This window comes from Nostoc sp. (assembly GCF_036918015.1).
In the GTDB taxonomy this organism is placed as follows: domain Bacteria; phylum Cyanobacteriota; class Cyanobacteriia; order Cyanobacteriales; family Nostocaceae; genus Nostoc.
Map to the genome: position 1 here is coordinate 16294 of NZ_JBALEO010000027.1, position 23862 is coordinate 40155.

At 38.8% G+C, this 23862-nt stretch carries 19 protein-coding genes; 8 read left to right on the forward strand and 11 right to left on the reverse strand.

Going from position 1 to position 23862, the window contains the following annotated elements; all coding sequences use genetic code 11:
- Positions 1-31 precede the first annotated feature (31 nt).
- From V7K61_RS06635 to V7K61_RS06665, 7 genes are all read right to left on the reverse strand, one after another.
- Positions 32-1048 carry a hypothetical protein gene (locus V7K61_RS06635; RefSeq protein WP_335052042.1) on the reverse strand — a complete coding sequence of 339 codons (1017 nt, stop codon included), beginning with the start codon at positions 1046-1048 and terminating at the stop codon, positions 32-34.
- A gap of 24 nt (positions 1049-1072) precedes the next feature.
- The gene (locus tag V7K61_RS06640) at positions 1073-2344 is read right to left on the reverse strand and encodes a glycosyltransferase family 4 protein (RefSeq protein ID WP_335052044.1); all 1272 of its coding nucleotides are present in this window, start codon (positions 2342-2344) and stop codon (positions 1073-1075) included.
- A 48-nt stretch (positions 2345-2392) separates the two neighbouring features.
- The gene (locus tag V7K61_RS06645; protein WP_335052046.1) at positions 2393-3622 is read right to left on the reverse strand and encodes an O-antigen ligase family protein; all 1230 of its coding nucleotides are present in this window, start codon (positions 3620-3622) and stop codon (positions 2393-2395) included.
- Between the two features lie 18 nt (positions 3623-3640).
- Positions 3641-4567: a glycosyltransferase family 2 protein gene (locus V7K61_RS06650; RefSeq protein ID WP_335052126.1), complete on the reverse strand. Its 927-nt coding sequence runs from the start codon at positions 4565-4567 to the stop codon at positions 3641-3643.
- Between the two features lie 24 nt (positions 4568-4591).
- Positions 4592-5914, reverse strand: coding sequence for a flippase (locus V7K61_RS06655; protein WP_335052048.1), 1323 nt, complete (start codon positions 5912-5914; stop codon positions 4592-4594).
- Positions 5915-6026: 112 nt separating this feature from the next.
- A complete protein-coding gene (locus V7K61_RS06660; protein WP_335052050.1) occupies positions 6027-6983 on the reverse strand; it encodes a glycosyltransferase family 2 protein in 957 nt (318 codons plus the stop codon).
- 61 nt (positions 6984-7044) lie between these two features.
- On the reverse strand, positions 7045-9252 hold the full coding sequence (locus tag V7K61_RS06665) for a GumC family protein (RefSeq protein ID WP_335052052.1): 2208 nt from the start codon (positions 9250-9252) through the stop codon (positions 7045-7047).
- A 1166-nt stretch (positions 9253-10418) separates the two neighbouring features.
- Here V7K61_RS06665 and V7K61_RS06670 point away from each other — a divergent pair.
- The 6 genes from V7K61_RS06670 to V7K61_RS06695 all read left to right on the forward strand — a co-directional run bounded on the left by V7K61_RS06670 (position 10419) and on the right by V7K61_RS06695 (position 14956).
- A complete protein-coding gene (locus V7K61_RS06670) occupies positions 10419-10802 on the forward strand; it encodes a hypothetical protein (protein ID WP_334716438.1) in 384 nt (127 codons plus the stop codon).
- 72 nt (positions 10803-10874) lie between these two features.
- Complete coding sequence (locus tag V7K61_RS06675; protein WP_335052053.1) at positions 10875-11303, forward strand: bifunctional diaminohydroxyphosphoribosylaminopyrimidine deaminase/5-amino-6-(5-phosphoribosylamino)uracil reductase RibD; 429 nt, start codon at positions 10875-10877, stop codon at positions 11301-11303.
- 1158 nt (positions 11304-12461) lie between these two features.
- On the forward strand, positions 12462-13481 hold the full coding sequence (locus V7K61_RS06680) for an RpoD/SigA family RNA polymerase sigma factor (RefSeq protein ID WP_257235816.1): 1020 nt from the start codon (positions 12462-12464) through the stop codon (positions 13479-13481).
- A 115-nt stretch (positions 13482-13596) separates the two neighbouring features.
- Positions 13597-14091 carry an ureidoglycolate lyase gene (locus V7K61_RS06685; RefSeq protein ID WP_335052055.1) on the forward strand — a complete coding sequence of 165 codons (495 nt, stop codon included), beginning with the start codon at positions 13597-13599 and terminating at the stop codon, positions 14089-14091.
- A 217-nt stretch (positions 14092-14308) separates the two neighbouring features.
- On the forward strand, positions 14309-14656 hold the full coding sequence (locus tag V7K61_RS06690; protein ID WP_289794806.1) for a translation initiation factor: 348 nt from the start codon (positions 14309-14311) through the stop codon (positions 14654-14656).
- A 141-nt stretch (positions 14657-14797) separates the two neighbouring features.
- Positions 14798-14956, forward strand: a complete 159-nt coding sequence (locus V7K61_RS06695; protein ID WP_069072139.1) for a YqaE/Pmp3 family membrane protein — start codon at positions 14798-14800, stop codon at positions 14954-14956.
- Positions 14957-15228: 272 nt separating this feature from the next.
- Here the strand turns inward: V7K61_RS06695 and V7K61_RS06700 are convergent, their stop codons facing one another.
- From V7K61_RS06700 to lpdA, 4 genes are all read right to left on the reverse strand, one after another.
- Positions 15229-15891: a carbonic anhydrase gene (locus V7K61_RS06700; RefSeq protein WP_335052058.1), complete on the reverse strand. Its 663-nt coding sequence runs from the start codon at positions 15889-15891 to the stop codon at positions 15229-15231.
- Positions 15892-16003: 112 nt separating this feature from the next.
- Positions 16004-16255: a DUF5340 domain-containing protein gene (locus V7K61_RS06705; RefSeq protein WP_094349807.1), complete on the reverse strand. Its 252-nt coding sequence runs from the start codon at positions 16253-16255 to the stop codon at positions 16004-16006.
- A 243-nt stretch (positions 16256-16498) separates the two neighbouring features.
- Entirely contained in the window at positions 16499-17389 is an 891-nt protein-coding gene (trpC, locus tag V7K61_RS06710; RefSeq protein ID WP_335052060.1) for an indole-3-glycerol phosphate synthase TrpC, read from the reverse strand.
- 128 nt (positions 17390-17517) lie between these two features.
- A complete protein-coding gene (gene lpdA, locus V7K61_RS06715; protein ID WP_335052062.1) occupies positions 17518-18948 on the reverse strand; it encodes a dihydrolipoyl dehydrogenase in 1431 nt (476 codons plus the stop codon).
- A gap of 428 nt (positions 18949-19376) precedes the next feature.
- Between lpdA and V7K61_RS06720 the strand changes: the two genes are divergently transcribed.
- Both V7K61_RS06720 and V7K61_RS06725 read left to right on the forward strand, forming a co-directional pair.
- Positions 19377-21152 carry an SWIM zinc finger family protein gene (locus tag V7K61_RS06720; RefSeq protein ID WP_335052128.1) on the forward strand — a complete coding sequence of 592 codons (1776 nt, stop codon included), beginning with the start codon at positions 19377-19379 and terminating at the stop codon, positions 21150-21152.
- Positions 21153-21625: 473 nt separating this feature from the next.
- Complete coding sequence (locus tag V7K61_RS06725; protein WP_442936296.1) at positions 21626-23371, forward strand: ShlB/FhaC/HecB family hemolysin secretion/activation protein; 1746 nt, start codon at positions 21626-21628, stop codon at positions 23369-23371.
- The last annotated feature ends 491 nt before the right edge of the window (positions 23372-23862 follow it).

Consider the following 23862-nt stretch of genomic DNA (forward strand, 5'->3'; position numbering starts at 1 on the left):
AAAAAATTAATCCAGATCGTAAACTTACAGGTTAAAACTTAACCATTTTTTCTATCCAGCCACTGAAATTAATATCTAAATTGAAGTTCTTTAGTTTTTGTTCCATTTTTTTGGCTACCAAAATATATCGATGCCAAACTGATACACGAGGCATATTAAGTCTGACAACCTCTTGACATAACCATAGATATTTTTCTGAATTGATATTGAATCTTTTTAATCGTTTTATTTGTGCATTCCAATCGTTATAAAAAAATAAGTTGAAATAATGAATGGATATAATGTCATCCCAATGTTTAATTTGTATTTCTTTTGAGAAACGGTTATGTAAAGGTAATGGATAACTATAATTAGGAGGAAGGTGTTCGACGTTTTCTTCCAAGGCACATAAAGTTACAGACAAAACAGACTGCTCAACAAAATAAATACCCTGGGGAGGAGTAATATCCAAGCGCATTATTTTTTCAAAGTTCTCTTTCCAAGTTGTAAATATACCCGCACTCCTTCTTACAGCAATTAAACCAGAATTCCAGTAGGCTCTGATTCTTTTATTACCAATTGGTGTGTCAACAAATACCTCACGCTTTACTCCCAGTACTTCATATAGTTTTTGCCAATACCATTCTTGAGGATCTTGCAGACCTGTAGAACCAATTCCTTGACCATACTCAGGACGCATCCTTACATTACAATCTACGGGCAATAAAAATTCTTTTGGTTCAGAAAAAAAGCATTTGTCACTGTCTAAAAAAACCAATATTTCTGCATCGATATTTTTTTCTGCATAGGCACAAACTAGGGGCTTATTAGCTAAATAATATTCATGAAATTCTCGATTTATCGGGATTTGTTGATGAGTCACCTGCAATGCTTCAAATGCTTGTTGGGTTTGCTTTAATATCGGTTCACCTACTCTAGGATGAAAACTATATATAGGTGTATTTTTCAATTCGCCACAGAACTTACGAATACTTTCTGCAAGCATCAAAGATTGACCTTCTAAACGGCCAGGTTCTGTACAAATTATAAAAGCTATAGGTATTGACATATTATGAAGTATTGATTTACTAAGTTAATTACTCAATGAAGATTTCTTGGCTATCATCAATATTTCCTGAAACAAGGCTGAATAACGACGTGCTTGAAGTTCCAGCGTAAATTCTTGCTCGGCTTTATCGCGTGCATAAAATGACAGTTTTTGCAACCTCTGTTCATTTTCAAGTACCCAGGTAATTCCTTTGGCAAAATCCTCAACTTCATAAGGTTTAGCCAAATAGCCATTCTGCTGATGATCGACAATATCTTTTAAGCCAGTAGAATTAAACGCCACAACTGGAGTACCACAAGCGAATGATTCCGAAGCTGTCTGTCCAAAAGATTCTTGAAGAGACGGTACAAGCATCACATCAGCTGCTGAGTAAACAGTTGCTAAAGATATAGCATCGTGTAAATGTCCTAAATAGTGGGTTTTGAAGCCTAAATCAGGTGGATTTTCGGGTTGAGATGCTCCAAAAATCACAACTTCCAAGTCATCCTTCCAGCCAGATTTACTCAATTCTTGTAAAGCTGGTTGCAACAAATGAAATCCTTTATTTCTATCGCTTGTTGCTTCTATCGCTCCAAAGAGTATCAGCTTCTTATCTTGGGGTAGATTGAGTGCTTCTCGCGCAAAATGTTGATTAATCGGGCGATATTTTTGAGTATCTAATCCGTGGGGAATTACCTCGATTCGCAAATTCTGGAATAAAGAACTGGAACGAGCGCACTCTGCTAACCAAGAACTTGGTGAAACCAGAGTTAAATTTAAATTTTTCCAAGCTTTTGCTTTGCGTTGCCATACCCAACAGGATAAATCCCATTCATTACCACTGTTGAGTTGAGGGCAAGCCCCGCAGGATACTTTGTAGCGATCGCATTCTCCAGTTACGTGACAACCTCCAGTAAACCCCCACATATCATGGAGAGTCCAAACTAGAGGACGCTTCAGTTTAGCAAATGTTTCTATTTGCATAAAACCTCCGCTAATCCAATGCAGATTGATTATATCTGGATTAATCTGAGTAACTTTAGGAATAACTCTATCTGGTAACCATTGAGTAAAAAATGGAGTATTTTTCTTTTGGCGATAAAGCTTTAATGGTAAACTTTCAACTGTTAACTTTGCCTTAGCGATGCCTTGAAATAGTCTAATTTTAGGTGCAATTACTGTTTTATCATTGCTATATTTTTCCTGAACTAACATTTGTGACTGTAGTCCTATATCCTGTAAACCTGTGTGTAAACGATATGCAGCCCTCGCTGCACCGCCATTAATATCATGGGTACTAATATGTAAAATTTTCATTTTTATTAACTTAATAATCACTAAAACTATTTCTGACTGCCATAAAAACTAATTGACTAAAATATTTTTATGATTTCGTTGATATTCAACAGTTAAAGATAATGAGGTGGTGACATACATTAACCAATTCCAGCTAGGAGTTAATAATCTGGCTTCTGAAAAATTAACTATGACAATGATAATTAGTATCTGCATTGGCCAATAATCTTCCGGTTTTTTAGCGACAGAAATAATTCGAGTCAATGCCATTGCGAAAAACCGGACAAACCCTGCTGCAAAAGTCAAAAACCCTAAGAATCCCAATTCTAACAATAATTCTAAAAAACCATTATGGGCGTTACTTGCCCAATCGTAAGTAGCTCTTAATTTGGATGCAGCATTACTAGTCCAAAATCCCGAAAATCCATAACCTAACCAAGGTCTTTCCAAAATCTTAGAAATTACTAGCTCCCAGAGGTCAGAGCGTCCATTGAAGGTAAGGTCTTTACCAGAAGTACCAACTACAGTTTCGGCATTATTGAGAAGTAATATTGAAGAAATCATCAGGAAAATCAAAGTTGAAGTGATCGTAATAACTTGTAATTTATAATTAGTTTTCTTTAAGGATCTGTAGAAAGGTAAAAGTAATATCATTGTCAACAAAATAGTTAAAGATGTTGTTGAACGTGAGAGGATAATTAGACATACAGATACCCCACATAGTGCCCACATCAACCAGCGATATCGATGACCACTAAGAGCAAGGTGCAAAAAAACTCCTGCACTCCAAGCCATCATGTAACCTAATTCATTTTTATGACCATAAATTCCACTCCACATACCTAGTAATTCAGGTGATTCGTGAATATAACCTGGTACAAATGCAGAAAATAGCATAGATAATAATGCAGCTACCCCAAGTGCCCAAGCTATCAGCTTAATTTGTTCCTTAAGTGGATAACGCATTGCTAAATAGATGGCAAGAAAATATATTCGGATTAGACCTCTTAGATAAGTAAGACTAGAACTTAGGTCTTCTGACCATAAAAGAGAAAATATAACTATTGCTAGTAATAAAAACTGTAGTGGGCTGCTAATAATTACATAAATAAAACCTTTCCAGTATAAAATTAGGAAATAAAATAGGATTAAATATGAAACTATGTTGAACAAAGTATCTAGCTTATCACCTCCAAGTGTAGACATGGAAACTTCTTGTGCAGGGTGTATTGTTAATGCCCCTACAGCAATCAGTAATAGCAAGATAGTTAATATTTTTTCTGTTAATTTTACTTTCATTTTTGAGATTTTGTTTATCTATTTTTTTATTATTGAGTAATTCAATCTTTTCTTCACTTCCTCTTTAAAAATATCCAATGCAGTTGCTTTATAGACTGTTTTCTGTGTAAAATTATCTGCTTCTACATTCCTAACAATAAATGGTGGATGCTTTAAGGGAAATTCCATTGCTTGCATCGACATATTGATGAACGAAAATTCTTGATTGGAAGTGAAATGAGTTGCATCTGCACCAACACCAACATTAGAGATTAAATTGACATTGGGAATAATGCTTAAGCTTCCCTGCATCCAACAAGCAAATGTCCATTGGTAATCCCAGGTTATACCTGTAGGATTGTCATAAACAGACTGAAATATTCGTTGCCAAGAATTTACCGCTTTTTGGTCTATAAGAATGTCATATAAAAGGTTTTCTGCTTGCACATCTTTCCAGAGTTTGATAGTCAAATCATAATGTTGCCAAGCACGTCTCCAACTTGCCCAACCCCAGCAGTGATTGTAGCGAGAAAAATAGTAACTGTAATTTGTACGTTTTTGTTCAAGTTGAAGATTTTGGGCAGAGATTGTGGCGATTCTGGTATCATTTCTATATTTTTCCAACAGTTCTTGGCTAAACCTGAAAAAAGTTGGGTGAGGAATACAATCATCTTCTAAAATAATTGTCTCCTCAACATTATTAAAGACCCAATCTAAACCACTTGATACCCGTTTTGCGCAACCTAAGTTGATATCAGAATAATTCTTAATTACTTCACAATCCCAATCAACTCTCTCAATAATTGCCCTAGTCGCTTCGCATTTTTCTGCCTCACCTTCCCGGTCAGTGCGGGGTCCATCTGCAATTACAAAAAGTTTTGTTGGCTTGGCTTGGCGAATAGCTTCAAAAACTTTCTCTGTTGTTTGGGGGCGTTTAAAAATAATAAAAGTTACTGGTGTTTGCATCATATAAAGTTTAAATAATAACGATCAGTATTTGTAAAAATGAATAAGCGATCGCACCTGAATCTGAAATATTTTTTGTGTTCTTGAATCAAATGCGTTACATATAAAAGCAGCAGCAGCTTGAGATATTATTGTTGCGATCGCAGCCCCAAGTCCTGCATATTTAGGAATAAGTAATAAATTGAGAATGATGTTTAGTATCGCTCCAAATAAAGTCTTACCTAAAGAAACGTGGTTCAAGCCTTCAGCAATAAACCAAGGTGATGTTGCAAGACCCATAAATACAAACAAAGAAGTCCAAATATGAACTGCTAATATTGGTCCTGCTTCTGCATATCCACTTCCAAACATCACCATAATTATCTTGTCAGATAAAAAGGACATAGGAAGAGCAATTGCTAAAGATATACATGTCATAAGACTGAGTAATTGTCCTATTCGCTGATAGTAAAGACTTTCTGATTTTTCCTTGGCGGCATAAATTGCTGGAGCAACAGAAGAAACAATAGCCCCCGGAATAAAATACCAAACTTCAGAAACACGTACAGCCGCAGAATAAATACCAACCTCACTATCTCCGATCATTTGACCTAACATCACCTGATCTATTCTCATAAAAATCATGATGGCGAACCCCGAAAAAATTAGAGGTAAACTCTCTTTCAAAAGAGTTTTAACAGTCGCAACGCTCCAACGCCATAACCACAATGAAGAACCTTTGACTTGGTAAACAATCAGTAAGCCAATTGCACTCATTGCAAATTCTGCTAATGTTACCAAAGCAAAAGCTAGCAACGGTGCTTTTGTTAAAATCAGTGCGATTTTGATGAGAGTATTTAGCAGAAACGCCGTGTTTTTAGCGATTACAGTATATTTTGACTGCACCTGTGATTGAAACCACAGTTCAATAGTATCAGATGCCCTAAAAACTCCTGCTATTCCTAAAATTGCAACTAGCCATATCTTTAGTGTTTCATGCTCACCTAAGAAAAACATGGTACTAACTGCCAATAAAACAGAAGCAATTCCACCCAAAAATTTTAGCAAAAAAGTAGTTCCTAAAATTTCCTCTTTGTTTGATGATTGACGAACAAGATGGCGAACTACTACGTCGTCTAGTCCGAGAGTAAAAATTGGGCTAAATAAGGCAACAAAAGCTAAAGCATAGTTAAATAGACCATACTGTTTTACTCCTAAATAACGTGCTACCCATACTCCTACAATCAAGCTTGCACCCATACGTAGAATGCGATCGGCAAATAACCAACCTGTATTGGCAATAATTGCACGCAGTCCAGAACGAGATTTAAATTTCGATAAGTTTTTAATTTTTAATTTGCTTAACATTATTTTGATTAATTAATCATATGACATTATTTTTACCTATCAATCCATCTCGACCGTGCAATTTTTTCAAATACAAAATAAAGTGTATTTATACAGTAACTCACCTTATTTATCACCTACGATTTTTTAATTTACCACTAATCAAAATTTTCAAAAAATAGCTAATTAAGAAAATAATGCCCTTGATTTTCCAATATAAACTATGCTCAAATAAAAATATTATTTTCAAATAAGTAACAAAATCCTGATATTTTGGGCATGGTATTGTTTGTAACTCCTTGATAGATGTAAAAGCTAAGAGTAATGGGGAGCTAAAATTGTTTTTTTGCAGAATGTAATTAAACAAGGAATTGCGTTTCCAGAATCTTTTGTATTCATAATTTTTGTCTACATCTAAAAAGTTCTTATTATGATAATGATTATTTTCATGTATTCTATACATCACTAAAGGTTTAGACATATAAAACTTTTTAGCCCCCACCAAAGAAGCTCCCCATATCAAACAGTCATCAGCCCTTACACGCCAATCTTCTAAATTTGGAATAGGTAAAAATTTTCGGACTATTTCTCTACGTATTGATAATGTTGAAGTTATGGAACCAATCCATTCACCATTATATAAAGTTCTAATTACTGAATAACCCAAATCTAAATCAACTGCATCGTCTTGAAATGTGCCTTCTACTGCTCCAAATTTTTTATACGCACAAAATACAAAATCACATTCACTGCGTCTATTGTAAAAATTTAGGGCGTTTTCTAAATACTGAGGTTCATAAATATCATCGGCATCTAAAAAAAATAGAATGTCACCAGTAGCAGCTAACAAACCTTCATTAAAAGATGATAATTGCCCTTGATTTTGTTCTTTCAAGATAGATTTAACATTAGCTACTTGAGTAAAGTTCTTGATAATTTCCGCCGAATTATCTGTAGATGCATCATCAATAATGATAATCTCATCAAACTTAACTGTCTGATTTAAAGCGCTATCAATTGCCTCAGAGAGAAATTGAGCATAATTGTAATTATTAATTAAACAAGAAGTTCTGATTTTAGTTTTATCCATTATTACTACAGTCACAAAATTTGGTTTAGATGGTTGTAGCTTTCACCATTTTTAAGAGAACTTAACGCTCTTTGCGAAATTTAGTTAAGCTGCTAGAAGATACTAAATCTTGTTCTATTTGTCGTTTTTTATTGTCATAAAAATAATTATTAGGTTCATTTTTAGTATTCACACCATTGATGACTATCCCTAATACCTTCTGACCTGACTGAGTTAAAAACTCTTTAGCTGCATTTGCACTGTTCAAGTCAACCACTCCAGGACGAACAACTAATAAGATACCGTCAGTCAAGGTGCTTAAAACAGCAGCATCTGCTATTCCTGATAGTGGAGGAGTATCGAAGATTACAAGATCGTAATCTCTCCCAAAGTTACTAATTAATGCCGCCATGCGTTGAGAATCTAGCATTGCTACTGGATTTGGAGGCAAAACTCCAGAAGTAAGAACTTCCAAATTAGGCATTACTTCATGAACAACTGTATCTAAAGAAGCTTGGTTAATTATGATATTACTTAGTCCCATTGTATTTGTTAGCCCCCAGATATGATGCTGTATGGGATGACGCATATCTGCATCCACCAACAACACCCTACGCCCCGCCTGAGCCATAGTCACAGCTAAATTTGCAGATACGTCAGACTTTCCTTCTTTGGCAACGGAACTTGTAATTACAATGCTTTTGAGCGGTTTATCAGAACAGAGGAACTTCAAATTCACTTGTAGTATTTGATATGCATTACCAACAGGGAAGTAAGGAATATCTCTGCCAATAATTTTGGGAATAGGTCTATCAAGTCCTGGTATAGAAGAATGATCTTTACCATTTCTACCTTGTGTAGGAATCACTCCCAAAACACTGTATCTCAAGACTTCTTTGGCTTCTTTGACGGTCTTCACCGAGCGGTCTATCAAGTCTAAAGTAAAGGCGACAATGATACCTAAGAAAAAACCAACTCCTGCTCCACCAACAATAAACAGCATTTTTCGAGGACCTTCTGCTTTATCAGGGATTAAAGCATAGGAAATGACACGAGCATTTGGAATTTTTTGGTTCTGTGCAATATCAATCTCTTGGCGTTTCTTTAAGAGTGTTTCGTAAGTCGTTTGAGCTGCTTGCAGTTTCCGTTCTAGCTCTCGTTGACTTTGTTCTAGCCTTGGCAAATTATTTGCTCGTTTTATATAGGCATTTTGCTGTTGTTTAAGTGTGGCAATTTGTCTCTCTAGACCAACGCGTTCTGCCTGGGCACGAGTAATATCTGCAATTAGGCTTTGCCGCAGTTGTCCAACCTGTAAACTTCCCTGTGTTATCTGCGCTTCACCAGCTACTTGTCCTGTCCGCTCTTTTAGCAAGTTCTTAAGAGCTACGACTTTTTCTTCTAAGTTAGTAATTGTAGGGTGTTCAGGTGAAAAACGGGTACGCTCTATTGCTAGTTTGCTTTCTGTTTCTTGGAGTTCAGCAAGCACTTTCTGAACTCCAGGTGCTTGACTCAATTCAGATTCAATTACCCCTTGCCGTGAATCTACCTGAGCTTCACTGCTTAACTGTTCTAGACGACCCTTCACATCATCTAGTTGAGCTAAAGCTTGAGAAATTTGGTTTCCTAACTTAGAAATTGTATCGACTGCTGCGGCTGCTTCTTGTTCTAGGACAACAACTTTATTCGTTTCTTTAAATACCCGCAGTTTTGATTCGGCTCTTCTGACAACTTCCTCAGCTTTAGGTACTTCCGTTACAAGAACCTGTTTGGCTGTTCGCGCTTCATTCTGATTAGCCTTGATATTTAGATCGATATAACTGTCAATAACTTCATTGACGATTTTAGCAGCTAGCTTCGGATCGCCGCCTTTATAAGAAAGTTGTACAACATCAGTGCCTTTAATTCCTTCTATTTTTAGTTGTTTTGCCAAGTCGGGAATCGAGAGCAGTTTGCCTTGACTATCTTTAAGGTTGAGGGAATTAATCGTTTTCTCAATTACTGGATTTGATCCAATAACTCTCACTTGAGTTTCCAGAGGATTGTCGTTCACATTCAAAGCTTCTAGGCGTCCTATGTCATCCGGTAAGCCCGTGAGTGAAGAAGAGCGATTTGTTTTAATCATCAAACTTCCTTCTGCCTTGTATGAAGGTTTTAGCGAAAATGCATACAAGCATCCAAGGCTAACAGATATGGCGAAAATTCCAACTAGAGGTAGCCAACGCCGTTGAAAAACTTCTAAGTATTTCTGAATATTTACTTCTTCAAAATTTGGTAAAGATTCCATAGTCATATATGTAAACTTTTATAAAAAAGACTATTTACTTACAGCAGATTGTTCTCACAATTTGGAATACAGTAACACTGTAGTCTACCTTGTGATATGAATATTTGGGTTGATTGTTAGCTAATACCTTATTGCTAAGGTTCTTCAATATCTGAAGTTAACTAATAGTTTGTCAAGTCACTATTTTAACTTAGATTGATATTTTACTGACAGCAAAGCCAGGATAACTCATAATTTTATCCCTGATTTAGTTGCTTTCCATTTTTGAGGCTTAATTTTTGTTAACTTAGTTTTGTGTTACTACTAACGCAAGTATTGATTAGTAACCTAACAATCACTATCATATTATGTAAGAACACTGAATTTAATAACTTTACAAAAAATTCATACAAAATACTAATATATTCACTCTCGGTTTGCTGATTTTGAAAAGACAACAGGGGTTAATTCGTTCAGGTGAGGAATAGTTCAATTGTGCCAGTACATAAGCAATGTAAGCACTTCAAAGATAGGCTTTGGACAGTGAAAAAAGATACCTAGAAAGACTAGATGGATATTTACGTAAGCTACTTCAAAACTTTAACTAACAATGAATTATTGCTCTGAATAATAGTCAATGGGAATAATACGGAACTAGCAATCATAAAATTGCATGATTTGAGTATTGAACCTATAAGGACTCACAATCAGTTTAATCTTTACTGCTCCCTCCTGTCTGATCGCTTGCTACCTACGACAAATTTTTGTGCTGACCGACTTAGTACAGGTAATTAAGTCGGTACAAATGATTAGAAGACAAGTAGTAAGACAAAATTAATTTACACAAAATTTAATCTTCAACTCTATCCAGCTTGAATTTAACGTAGCCTAACAAAGGAGTATCAAATGACAGCGTGATTAGAGCAATAAATTAGTTTACATCAGACTAGTAAAAGACAGCGGAAATCCAGCTACTATCTAAATTGACCAGACAAATAGCTCAAGCAAATTGTTCAAGGTAGGTAAACTTCAATCATATTTTACTAGATTTCACTATATTTTTCATGAAGTTTTGCTATATTTATTATTACCTGTGTTAATCTGAAGTACTCAAGCTAGCCTCCTATTTCTTTGTTTTTGGATCTAGGCAATTGTAATTATTAAACTGACATTAAATGTTGAGAGATTGAATTATGAAATCCTCTTCTATTATTTTAGCCGTTGTGATTAGCGCACTCACTCTCAGTCAGAGAGCCTATGCTAACCAAGAGAATGTTCCTATAACAATAGGCGATCGCGATCGCGTTGGAGTTTTATTGACAGAACCAGCTACGATTAACGCTACATGGAGCAATTTTATCGGACAGACTAATAATCCAAAACAAACTGCTGAATCAATTTCGCTAATGCAAGAGCGAGGATGTCAAAAAATTAACCCGCTTGAGTTCATCAATAACCCAAGCGCTTTTTTTAAGCAATGTCAGGAGCCAACCAAGACTCAAAGTAGTGAACCAATTGAGTATCTCAAGGTTCCTAAACTGGATTCTGGTATTCGTGTGACAGTTACTAAATTTTGATATAGGAAATTTTTTAATAATAGATAGCTAATTCTTGGTAGTGTGATTTATCTAGATAATTTATGCTCAAATATGGATGAAATATTTATGCTGGCTGCTTTAGCTCAAAGCAGAAAAGCTTTGCCGGAATGTTTGCCGAACCCACCAGTAGGCTGTGCGATCGTAGATGGCCAAGAGATAGTAGCTCAAGGATACACGCAAGCACCAGGAAAATACCATGCTGAAGCTGACGCACTTAAACAGATTCAAGGCAAAGCTTTCAACTTGTTGAAAATGTATGTAACTCTTGAACCTTGTTCTTTTCATGGACGCACACCTGCATGTGCTTTAGCGATCGCTGAAGATTGTCGGATACATGAAATATATGTATCTATACTCGATCCCGACTCGCGCAATAATGGTAAAGGATTAGACATTCTCAAGAATTCAGGAAAAATAGTTAATGTTGGATTATGTGCCAATGAGGTGAATGCTTTTCTTAACCAATATCTACTAAAGTGATGGTTGAAGAGTTAGATTAAAACTTCAATATAGTACTATTTTCCCAGAAATCTTACACAAAAATCTTTTCGCTTCAAGAGGATATTAGGGCGATCGCGGGTGTTGCTGTCTTGCCAAGTATCATTCTTGATGTTAGTCTTACCACTGTTAGTCTTACCACTGTTAGTACTTTTAGTCCATTAAATTTCTTTAGGAGTAATCAAGTTGACAATACCGCATCCAGTGCAGATGTCTGCGTGCAATTATGACAAAAGTGCAATTGTCACAGATATCTGCGTCTTCTCGATCATCCTAAATCCTAGGAAAGAGATATGAGTAAGAATGAATATACAGAGCAGTCCTACGTCTGTGCAAGTGTTCTGGATACCGCATAATTAATTTCATTAGATGCCTAATTACTAAGTATTTGACCAGATTATTCAATAAAGCTGTTATTTAATAAAGAAGGGGAGCAGGAGAAGTTCTTTCTTTCGTGTTTAACGATAGCCTACTATGTAGCTGGCTTGATATGCTTAGATTTTCTTACAAGAAAAATGAGGTTAAAAATGGATATTTTCTATTTAAGGAGTTTTTTTTAATGAGATTACATCTATTGATAAGCGAACCATGAACACTTCAATAAAAGAATTTGTTGTGATATTTTAAGGGTTGCTATTAATAATTTATCTGTTAGATAATGGAATCGTTACTCTATATTTTTTACTTTTTCCATAAACCGCATTGGATAACTACACTAAATTTAATTGTTAATTGTATTTTAGAATATGCAAAAATCAATGATAAAAGAATGTAATTACTTCAAAGGATATGCTAATGATACTTTAGATAATTGATTTGTGACTGGTGATGATGTTATTATTAAGGGGTGGGTTGATTTTGGGTTTATTATCTCCAACAATTAACTTGTAATGTATCATAGACCAGAATTCATCAGTGTTGTAAATTGATTAGACCTCTTGCATAAATTACAAATTAAGAACCCCACCCCGTCAAAGCTACGCTTTGTCTCCCCTCCCCGAAAGCGGGAAGGAAATTAAGGGATGGGGTGTTAAGTACTTTTGCAAGATATCTATTGATTAGCAGTGTGAAATGGCTGTGGGTCTGAATATCTAGACTTGATACCAATAAATTGATGAGGTTACAGAGGAGCAAATAACCATGAGCAACTTAACATCTTTACATACCGAAGTTCAAAAAACGAAGAAAAAAAGTTTAGCCGCAGATAAAAAGCCTCGAGCTACAGATGATATTGTGCGTAGTTATCTGCAAGAGATCGGGCGTGTAGATTTGTTGACTCGCGAACAAGAGGTTATTTTTGCCCAACAAGTGCAGCAGATGATGAATTTATTAGCTGCTAAGGAAGAATTGGCTGTGAAATTAAACCATGAACCCACGCTGCAAGAATGGGCAGATCGGGTGGAGTTAAGTGTGGAGGTGCTGGAGCAACAGCTAAATTTAGGACACCAGTCCAAGCAGAAAATGATTCAGGCTAATCTCCGGTTAGTGGTAGCTGTGGCAAAGAAATACCAGCACCGGAACCTAGAATTTATGGATTTAATTCAAGAAGGTACTTTAGGTTTAGAACGGGGGGTGGATAAATTTGATCCCGCTCTTGGTTACAAGTTTTCTACTTATGCTTACTGGTGGATTCGTCAAGGAATCACACGAGCGATCGCTCAACAAGGACGTACAATTCGTTTACCGATCCACGTCTTTGAGAAACTGAACAAAATTAAACGGGTGCAGCGAGAATTATCTCAACAGTTAGGTCGCGTTCCTACCACTGCTGAAATTGCTACTGCCTTATCTTTGACAGCTAGCCAAGTTCGAGAGTGTTTGTACTTAGCCCGTCAACCCTTCTCTCTAGAGGCGAGAGTTGGCGAACAACAAGATACAGAATTGCAAGACATACTGGAGGATGATGGTCCTTCTCCTGAAGATTATGCCGTTGAAGAATCTCTCCACCAAGACTTACAAGACTTATTGGCAAAGCTGTCACCCCAGCAGCGAGAAATATTAACCCTGCGCTTTGGTCTAACTGATGGGTATGAACTTTCTTTAGCACAGATTGGCGATCGCATGGGTATTAGTCGAGAACGGGTGCGTCAAATAGAACAAAAAGCTCTCAGTCTCCTCCGACGCCAAAAGGAACAAGTACGTAGTTATCTAGCTAGCTGAGGTTATTTTTTGATAGTTTAGGGCATTTAAACTCAGGAAGTCACCATCATGACTGTGTAAAATTCAGTCATTTTGGGGGAAAATAAACCTAAATAATCTCTCTTAATGATTTGATATGAACACATCAAAGACAGTGCAACAATTGCAAGTAGAATGGGTGACTTCTGAAAACTTTCGGCGTTATGGACAGGTGATCTTTGCAAGTCTTGATGGCAAAACTTACGATGGGGAAGATGCCCAGTTAAACCTGCAAAATGGGATTGCACGATTTTATATTATGCGGTTGGAGAATATAGGGCGAAATTTCCACAAAATTACTCGCCATGTGCAATGCACTCAATGTCTGGGTTCTTTGGAAGGGAAGGATTGGTTAATTGCAGTTTGTCCTCCTCATAATGATGTGAATGAACCAGCATTAGAAGAGATTGCTGCTTTCCGCATTCCGGGGAATTGTTTTATCAAGCTACATGAGGGTACTTGGCACGCTGGCCCCCATTTTGACCATGAAGCTGTGGATTTTTATAATTTGGAACTAGCTGATACCAATATGGTGGATCATTTCACCCATGATTTTCTCAATAGTCATCAATTAGAGTTTGAGATGGTTTAGGTAAGATTACGTTTAATTCTAGATATAGACAAGCCATTTTCCTGAATCAGTTCAACCATTTGAATCTACTTTCCACAGAAGGAAAGATTAGTTCAAGTATTACGTCAGTTTGGTTATGATGTATAGATGTGTAATGTTAGCCTAGAAATTGTATCCCAGCAGAATGGTTGCATAGAAGCTTCCACTGCCTTTGAAATTTTTCTTAAACATTCATTTTATGTCTTCTTCCAAGTCTCAATCTTCTGACAAAGGCTTTGTCTACCGCGAATTTGGCAATGACAACTCCGCCGCCACAGAAAGACCAATTCCAGAACTACCCCCACAACAACAAAATCTGAAAGTACAAGCTTCTCGCAAAGGACGCAAAGGCAAAACCGTCACAGTCGTTAGCGGTTTTCAAGCCAAACCGGAAACCTTAGCAGATTTAGTGAAGCAGTTGAAAACCCAGTGTGGCACAGGTGGAACACTTAAAGACAACGAAATTGAAATTCAGGGCGAACACAAACAGAAAATTGTCGAGATTTTGACCAAGCTAGGTTACAAAGCCAAAATTAGCGGTGGCTAATCTTGAGTGCGGTTTACCGTATCTTAACCGCGATCTAGATTAAGAGAGGAAATGTTATCTTTGAAAGGTACAAATATGCTTGAACAGTGGTAAATTAGTTTGCCAACAAGCTGTCTTTTCTGAGATTAATAGGAGGTTTAAATGGATTTAGTTCGGATTCTGTGTGCCATTTTCGTACCGCCTTTGGGAGTTTTTTTACAAGTAGGTTTTGGTGTAGACTTTTGGATTAATATACTTTTGACGCTGTTTGGTTACATTCCTGGAATTATTCATGCAGTGTGGATAATTGCTAAGAAATAATTTTTTGTAGAAGTAGGTTAAGTGTAGCAATATCTGTGTTAATAATTCTTATAGAGGCAATTCATAAATTGCCTCTATAAAAATTTTTATGAAATTAACTACTTTGTATTCGTAACTTTAATTAAACAAAAATCTCTAAGAATACTACTTTATTTTTTAAATATACATAGACACTGCACAATAAAATCCGATATCTAAATAAAAGTTGTAAAAACAATATTTATCAAGTCTTAAATGTCAGCTTTTGTGTGGCGGTAAATACCGAATCAACTCTAATTTTTTAACATAGCATAGAGCCTAAACTCTAGAAGCAAGGGGCAGGTGTGCAATTGCCATTGCACAGTTGAAACGTTTAAATCTTTGATTAGGCCAGTGCGTATATCTAGTACCCAGCCATGAACCATAGGCGCTTTTCGCTCATGGAGTACCTGACGCATGATGGAAGTTTGGTAAAGATTTTTCACTTGCGCCACAACATTGATTTCCGCCAAGCGATTCAGACGTTCTTCTCTTGTTGGCAAGGTATCAATTTCTTCTTGTTTCTCTAAATACAGTTCCCGAATTGGATTGACCCAGTTATCAAGAATTCCGATAGTTCTCCCTTCTAAAGCTGCCTTAATTCCTCCGCAATCGTAGTGACCACAAACGATAATGTGTTCTACTTTCAGGTGTAAAATTGCGTATTCTAAAACGGCTAAAAAGTTTATATCCGTTAGAGAAACTTGATTGGCAATATTACGATGTACAAATAACTCTCCTGGTTCAGTACGGGTAAACTTTGTTAATGCCAGACGACTATCAGAACACCCAATGTATAGAAAAGGTGGTGTTTGTCCATTAGATAATTCTTGAAAGTAAGTTGGATCTAGAGCTAGCTTTTCGGCAACCCAAGCCTGATTATTTCTGAGTAGTTCATCAATGCTGTTGTATTTCATCTTTCGTCAAATTCGAGAGAGAATCTCATCAATATTTTAACTGATCTACAGTTTTGTCTAAATCAAGATGAACTTTCTCAAAACTAAAATTTTATAAAGATGACAATTTTTTTCAATCGGGGGCGACAACTTTGTTATCGTTATGATGGTTGATTGACCAACGGTGATCGATAGTTACAGAGGAAAACTCGCAAATTTCTTCTAGTCGCTTTTGCTGTACAGCAGCTTTACGAAGAGTAATAATTAACTGATTCACCTGATGCCGTAAATCTGGGTTATCATTTACTGCTAACATAGTTTGTCTTTCTAAGAGTTGAAGTATAAGTTCGTAGTGAATAGGCGAAGGTAGAGGAATTTGCTCCATGAAGTTAAATTTTGATTTCATATTTGGGATTTTGTATTAGTCACAGTTTGTTTCTTGTTAATAAATTGTTACATAATGAATAACTAGTTGCTTATGGCATTGATTTAATTAGCAATGAAGATTTGGCAAAGATATTAATGATATTTGATAGCAAATTGCTGCTTGTATATGCATAGTATGCCCAATTGCTCAACTATTATGTGCAGTTGCCCTGCGTCTTTTAGAGCATCTGGGGTGTTTCTTTCAAAAATTCCTTGGTAATATATGAGCGATCGCAGCACCGGGATCTGGTTGTTTTACCAAAGATTCTCCAATGAGTACAGCAGATGCACCTGCCGTCAGCACTAAACTCAAATCTTCTGGGTTGTGTAGTCCTGACTCGCTGACAACAAGGATATTTTTCTCTTGCAATTGTCTACCCCTTGCAGCCAAAAGTTGGCAAGTAGTTTGCAGATCAACAGAGAAATCTTCCAAATTGCGATTATTGATTCCTACTAAGGAGACCCCATCTAAAGCTAACACACGGTCAAGTTCTGCCAAACTATGGACTTCAACCAAGGTTGCCATTTTCAGGTTGTTAGCAATTTTAAGGAAGTATTTCAAATCTTGATCGCTCAAAATAGCCGCAATCAACAAAATAGCATCTGCACCCTGAACCCGCGCCAAGTATATCTGATAAGCATAAACGACAAACTCTTTGCACAGTAGGGGCAAATCTACAGCAGCCCGAACCTTGGCTAAGTTTTCAAAACTACCTTGAAAGAACTTGACATCTGTCAGCACAGAAAGACAACTAGCGCCACCTTGCTGATAAGACAGGGCGATCGCTACTGGGTCAAAATCTTCTCGTAAAACACCTTTACTAGGTGAAGCTTTTTTAACTTCGGCAATCAATGCTGGTTTAGTCTTACCTTGGCGTAAGGCGGCGACAAAATCACGGGTTGGCGGCGCAGTCAGTACCTGTTTCAGCAATTGTTGCAAAGGAACTTTTTCCCGCATTTGGTCATATTCTACTTCTTTCTGCCAGACAATTTCTTCCAAGATGTGGTTTGGTGCTGCATCAGGCACGACAGCCTGATAACGCAATATCGATACATCAATAGCTGGGTTAGGTGAACGGCGACGGATTTGCATGATTAGTGCTGAGTGCTGAGTGCTGAGTGCTGAGTTAGGAGTTAGGAGTTAGGAGTTAGGAGTTAGGAGTTAGGAGTTAGGAGTTATGAGTTATTAATTCCTCACTCCTAACTTTTCACTTCTAACTTTTAGCTGGTGATGGCTCGTTTGTAAGCTTCGTCTAGGACTTCCGAAAGTGTCGGGTGGGCGTGAACTAGATGTGCGAGACTTTGGACAGATTGACGGTTGGCGATCGCAGCTGACGCTTCATGAATTAAGTCTGAGGCGTGCAGTCCGAAAATGTGGACGCCCAAGACTTCTCCGGTGTCTTTGCGATATATCACCTTGGCAATACCGTCGGCTTCATTTTCTGCCAACGCTTTGGAATTTCCTTTGAAGTAACTCCTGCTTGTGGCGATTTCAAATCCTTCGGCTTGTCCCAACTCTTTAGCTGCTGTTTCAGTTAAGCCTACATAGCTGACTTCTGGGTGGGTAAAGGCCGCTGCGGGGATGCTGCGATAGTCTACTATTCTTTCCCTCCCAACGATATTTTCTACCGCGATAATGCCTTGAGCAGAAGCCGCATGGGCTAACATCATCTTCCCATTAGCATCGCCAATTGCCCACAAATGTGGCACGACTTCACCTGCTGAGAGTACTGCCATGCGATCGTCTACTGGAATAAAATTCCGCCGATCGACTTCCACACCCACAGACTCTAAACCGAGATTTTTAGTCGCTGGGATGCGTCCCGTAGCTACCAAGCAAGCATCTACTTCGATGACATCTACATCTTCTTTGGTTTTGAAATCTGCTAACTCAATCACCACAGGTGAACCTGGGATAACTTTTTTGGCGTATATCCCGACTTTCGTTTCAATATCGCGGGGAGTAATTAGCACCCGTTCGGCAAGTTTGGCAATATCGCGGTCAAATCCTGGCATTAACTGATCTAGGGCTTCAATCAAGGTGATTTCACAACCCAAAGCTGAGTAAATATCAGAAAATTCTAAGCCGATATAACCACTGCCAATAATTGCTACCCAGTCTGGTAACGACTCTAATTTGACACCTTGATCGCTGGTAAAGACAGTTTTGCCGTCTACTTCAATCCCTGGAGGCACAAAAGGAATTGAACCGGGCGAAAGGATAATGTCTTTGGCTGTGATGGTTTTTTCACCACCGTCTCCGACGATCGAGACTTTTTGCGCCCCAGCGATTTTTCCCCAACCTCTGATGATATCGACTTTTAGACGCTTGAGGCTGTTGGTTAAGTCGCCTTGAATTTTCGAGACGAGATCGTTAGCATGATTAGCGATCGCTTGGCGATCGAATTCCACGCTACCAATTTGAATTCCCAGTGACTTGAGGTGGTGGGCATTGCGTAACTCCCGCACACGTCCAGATGCTGCCAGCAGCGCTTTAGAAGGAATACAGCCCCGATTAACACAGGTTCCTCCCATATCAGCAGCTTCAATAATTGCTGTTTTCAAACCACAACTTACGGCGTGTAAGGCTGCGCCATGTCCGCCTACACCAGCGCCGATAATTACTAAATCGTAATCATATCCTTGACTCACGTTAGTTTCCCCGTCTGCTTCGCCTATTTATTCTCAACTTGACCGACAATCAGCGCAATCCTTTTAACAGTTATCAGTTATCAGTTTTATCGCTGAACTCTAAATCCCTTACCTTACATTACCCTGACTGTTTACTGTTGACTGTTCACTGATTTCAGGTTCGGGTATTGCTAACTCAACTTATGATTCACTCACTTCTGGCGAAAATATGGATATTTTCATTATATGGGTTGGTTTTCCCAGAAAAGCGACAAGAAATTAAGTGAGTATTTGCAGGTTAATGAAGCTGATTCTCAATTCTGTGCTAGTTAATGAATAGAAATTGCAGTCTCATTCAGAATCGCCACACCTTTTCCTTTACAGCGCGTTAGCGTAACACTAAGCTGGATTTAGGATTGATCCAGAAGATTTACGCAGGCGATCGCTCGATGTCTATTCCCCAAATTAGTGAATTTACTATCCGCCGTCATGCCAACGCCAAATCTTTCCAGCGGGGCGAGGCATATTATAACGCTGGTGCTGTTAATGCCGTTATCCAACGTGGTCATCTGGTTCAGGCAGATGTTGTAGGCACTGAAGCTAGACCTTATCATGTCAACCTGAATTTCGATAGCAGTGGGTTAACCTCAGTAAAATGCACCTGTGCCTACGACTATGAAGGATGGTGCAAACACATTGTGGCGACGATGCTCGTTTGTGTGCGTAACTCAGAAAATATTGAACAGCGCCCCACCCTAGAAGAACTACTAAATCGCCTGAATTATATCGAAACTCAAAGGCTGCTGCAAGAGTTGGTAGCAGAATACCCCCCTCTAATTGAGGCAATTGACCGCCATGTAAGTTGGATGACGAATCCTGCTGAGAACCAAACAACTATAAAATCCGTGCGCCACAGTACTATTGATCCGGCTGCGTTTCGGCGGCAAGTACGGCAGATTCTCAAGGATACCGTGCGCTACTTTGAGGAGGGATACGAAGAAGACCCGATTGGCGAAGATTTGCTGAGTGTAGTGCAAACTGCGGTTGATTTTAGCGAACGGGGAGAAGGTGAAAATGCGATCGCTATTTTGTCAGCGATTACCTCTACCTGCGCGGAAAATTGGGATGATGTTGCCGAATACGGCGCTGAAAATGATGAAGTTGTCGGGGAATTAAATAATGCTTGGTGTGAAGCAGTTCTGATTGCCGAACTTACTCCAGAAGAAAAAGTTGATATTCAAATAAATTTGGAAGCTTGGCAAGATGAGTGGAATGCTGATTTTGGTCTAGTTATGGAGGCTTTACGCCAAGGTTGGGATTATCCGCCACTGGTACAAGTTCTCCAAGGTAACATTACTGAAAGGGGAGCATGGGAAGAAGACGTACCAGATTATGCTGATGATTTGGCATTAATTCGCCTGAAAATTCTCGAACGTCAAGAACGTTATCAAGAATACCTGTATTTAGCAGAAGCGGAAGGGCAAACCCAGCAATATCTGACAATGTTGGGGCGTTTAGGCAGGGTGGAAGAAGCAATTGATGCTGCTCAAACCCAGATGAACTCAATGGAAGAAGCCTTTGCCCTAGCGAAAACACTCAGCGTTCAGGGGGCGTTACAGCAAGCACTAAATATAGCCCAGAGTGGATTCAACTTACCGGGTAATTGTCAGTATGAATTGGGAATTTGGACAAGTGATTTAGCTATTGAGTTGGGTAATAGTGAAGCTGCCTTATTAGCAATCAAGGCAGCTTTTCAAGTCAAGCCCTCCTTTGTGGATTACCAAAGGATGGCAGAATTAGCTGAGGAAAACTGGGAAAGTATCAAAACAGACCTGCTGAGAATTGTCCGTACTTCTAGTGGTTGGGGAACAGAATTAGCCAAGGTAGATATATTTTTGCATGAGGGGCTAATTGATGATGCAATTGCGATCGCTAGTGAACTAAGTTCCGATCGTTCAGAGTTAATTCACCGAGTCATGGATGCTGCTATCCCTCATAATCCTGGTTGGGTGATTGCTAATGCTCGTCGTCGTGCCGAAAAGATTATGGATGCAGGTAAAGCAGAATACTATTATTACGCGGTTGAATGGTTGAAAAAGGCGCGTAATGCCTACTTGGAATCTGGGAAGAAAGCTGACTGGTTAAGCTATCGGGAAAACTTGATGCAAACCCACGCTCGTAAACGTAAATTGATGGGAATGTTTCAGCAAAGCGGTATGGAGTGAAGAAGGCAGGGGGCAGCACTTCGGCTACGCTCAGTGACCAGGAGGCAGGGGGCAGGGGGCAGGAGGCAGAAGGCAGGAGGCAGGAGGGTGGAATTTAGATGAGGCTTCACTTCCATCTAAATCCAGTCCACCAAAATCTCCGATTTGGTGGGAGAATTAAACCCTTGCTCTCTTCGAGAGCAGCAGAAAACAGAGGTCAGTATTTCTTCTACCTCCTAACTCCTAACTCCTAACTCAAAACCCGTAGCTTTGTACCTCATACAAAAGAAAACTGCTGTAAGTCTGCAATCACCAGATGATTTAGCTTTTAAATTGAGATTTGCTCAAGATATCAACTTTAGCGACAAAAGATGAAGTAAGATTCACATCTGAAGCAGTCCCCGTATAATCCCATAGTTACTGACAAACAATAGTCCAGTGCGATGATTGATAAATACCCTCAGAATCTTATAGTGTCCTGCTTACCGCTGAGTATGCTTCTATTACTTAGCAGTACATCTTTAAGTTCACTGAAAGCTCAGGCTGTTGATACTACACAATTACCAACTAGTAATTTCACCCTATCACAACAAATTCCACCACCACAGGATATCCAACCACCCACACCTTCACCACTTCCCTCACCTGAAGTGCCACAGCCACTCCCCCCACCAGCAGAACTACTTCCACCCTCTGCTCCAACTCCCACACCTGATGCACCAGTCCCTGGTAACTTTCCTCAAACTATTGTTGTTGAACGCTTTGAAGTTGTTGGTAGCACAGTTTTCAGTGCCCAAGAATTAGCTGAAGTCACTGCTGAATTTACCAAACGACCGATCTCACTGACCGAAGTGTATCAAGCACGTTCTAAAATCACTGAGTTATATGTCAAAAATGGTTACATTACTTCTGGTGCCTATATTCCACCTCAAACAATCCAATCTGGTGTTCTCAAAATTCAGGTGGTAGAAGGTAAATTAGAAGATATTCAGGTAACTGGGACTCGGCGCCTGAATCCGAATTATGTCCGCAGCCGACTAGCAATCGCGACATCACCGCCTCTGAATCGCCAGCGTCTATTAGAAGCCCTGCAACTGCTGCAACTTAATCCTTTGATTCAAAACGTGACTGCTGAACTCTCAGCAGGATCGCGGACGGGTACGAGTCTTTTGGAAGTTAAAATCAGTGAGGCAAAAACCTTTAGTGGCCAAATAGTTCTTGATAATGGGCGATCGCCTAGTGTTGGCAGTTTTCGACGCGGGTTAAGATTGAATGAAGCCAACTTACTCGGATTGGGAGATGGTCTGAGTGTAGGCTACACCAATACTGATGGTAGCAACTCCTTTGACGCTAGTTACACATTGCCTCTTAATCCCCGCAACGGAACGCTTACCTTTAACTATGGCACTACGTCGAGCAATGTCATTGAGCCTCCTTTCGACTTCCTAGATATCGAATCGGCTTCTCGCTACTACGAACTGACATTCCGACAGCCAATAATCCAAACTCCTACACAAGAATTCGCTCTGGGGTTAACAGCTTCCCGACGCGAAAGTGATATCTCGTCCTTTTTACAGAGAGAAGGGGTTCCCGCCTCTGAACTTTCGCCTGGTGCTGATGATGAGGGACGCACTAGGGTATCGGCGTTGCGATTTTTTCAAGAATGGACGAGTCGTAACAGTCGGGAAGTCATCGCCCTACGCTCTCAATTCAGTTTGGGCATAGATGTGTTGAATGCCACAGTTAATCAAGATGCTCCCGATAGCCGTTTTTTTGCTTGGCAAGGGCAAGCGCAGTGGGCGCGCCTTTTAGCTCCTGAAACTTTATTGTTATTACGTTTAAATACGCAACTAGCATCTACAAAACTTCTGCCGATAGAGCAATTTGGCATCGGTGGGCAAGATAGCATTCGCGGCTACCGTCAAGATTACCTGCTGACAGATAATGGCACTTTTGTTTCTGCGGAAGTTCAAGTACCGATTCTGCGCTTACCGCAAATAAATAGCATCTTACAGGTTATCCCCTTTGTGGATTTTGGTGTTGGCTGGAATACTTCTGGTAAAGATAATCCTGAGCATAATACTTTAGCTGCTGTTGGTCTGGGGTTGCGTTGGGCACAGGGCGATCGCTTCACCGTTCGTCTTGACTGGGGTATTCCTTTGGTATCTGTTAACAACTCAAATGAGAGAACATTACAAGAAAACGGTCTGTATTTTAGTTTACTCTATAATCCTTTTTAACCGCTGTTCATGTCCACCCTCAACTCTGAATAGGGTGGATATAGACAGTAGTCAATGATGAAAATATAAACATTATCTAAGCTTTTATAAAAAAGACCCTGGGTTATGATTCCAGGGTTAATACACGTTTTTCAGGCATTAATAGATTGAATAATAACTTTGTAAAATAGTTATTTCTACTATCTATAGAATGATACAAAATTAGATTTAGTTATTTTAGTCGATCAACACATCTGCCATTGGGAGTATACAAATATCGGAAGAGGCAAGTTATCTGGCAGTATTATAGATTGGATTAACCTTCAAATGCTGCTGTAATTAATCCATATAATTTAAGCTAATTTAAACCCCATCTATGTTGAAACCTAGAGTTTTTTAAAAGATATATTTATGTAGGTTGGGTGGAGTGAAACGCAACCCAACATTACCAACTTATTTATGTTGGGTTACGTTATCGTTGCACCCAACCTACAAAACTACGGTTCTCAAGG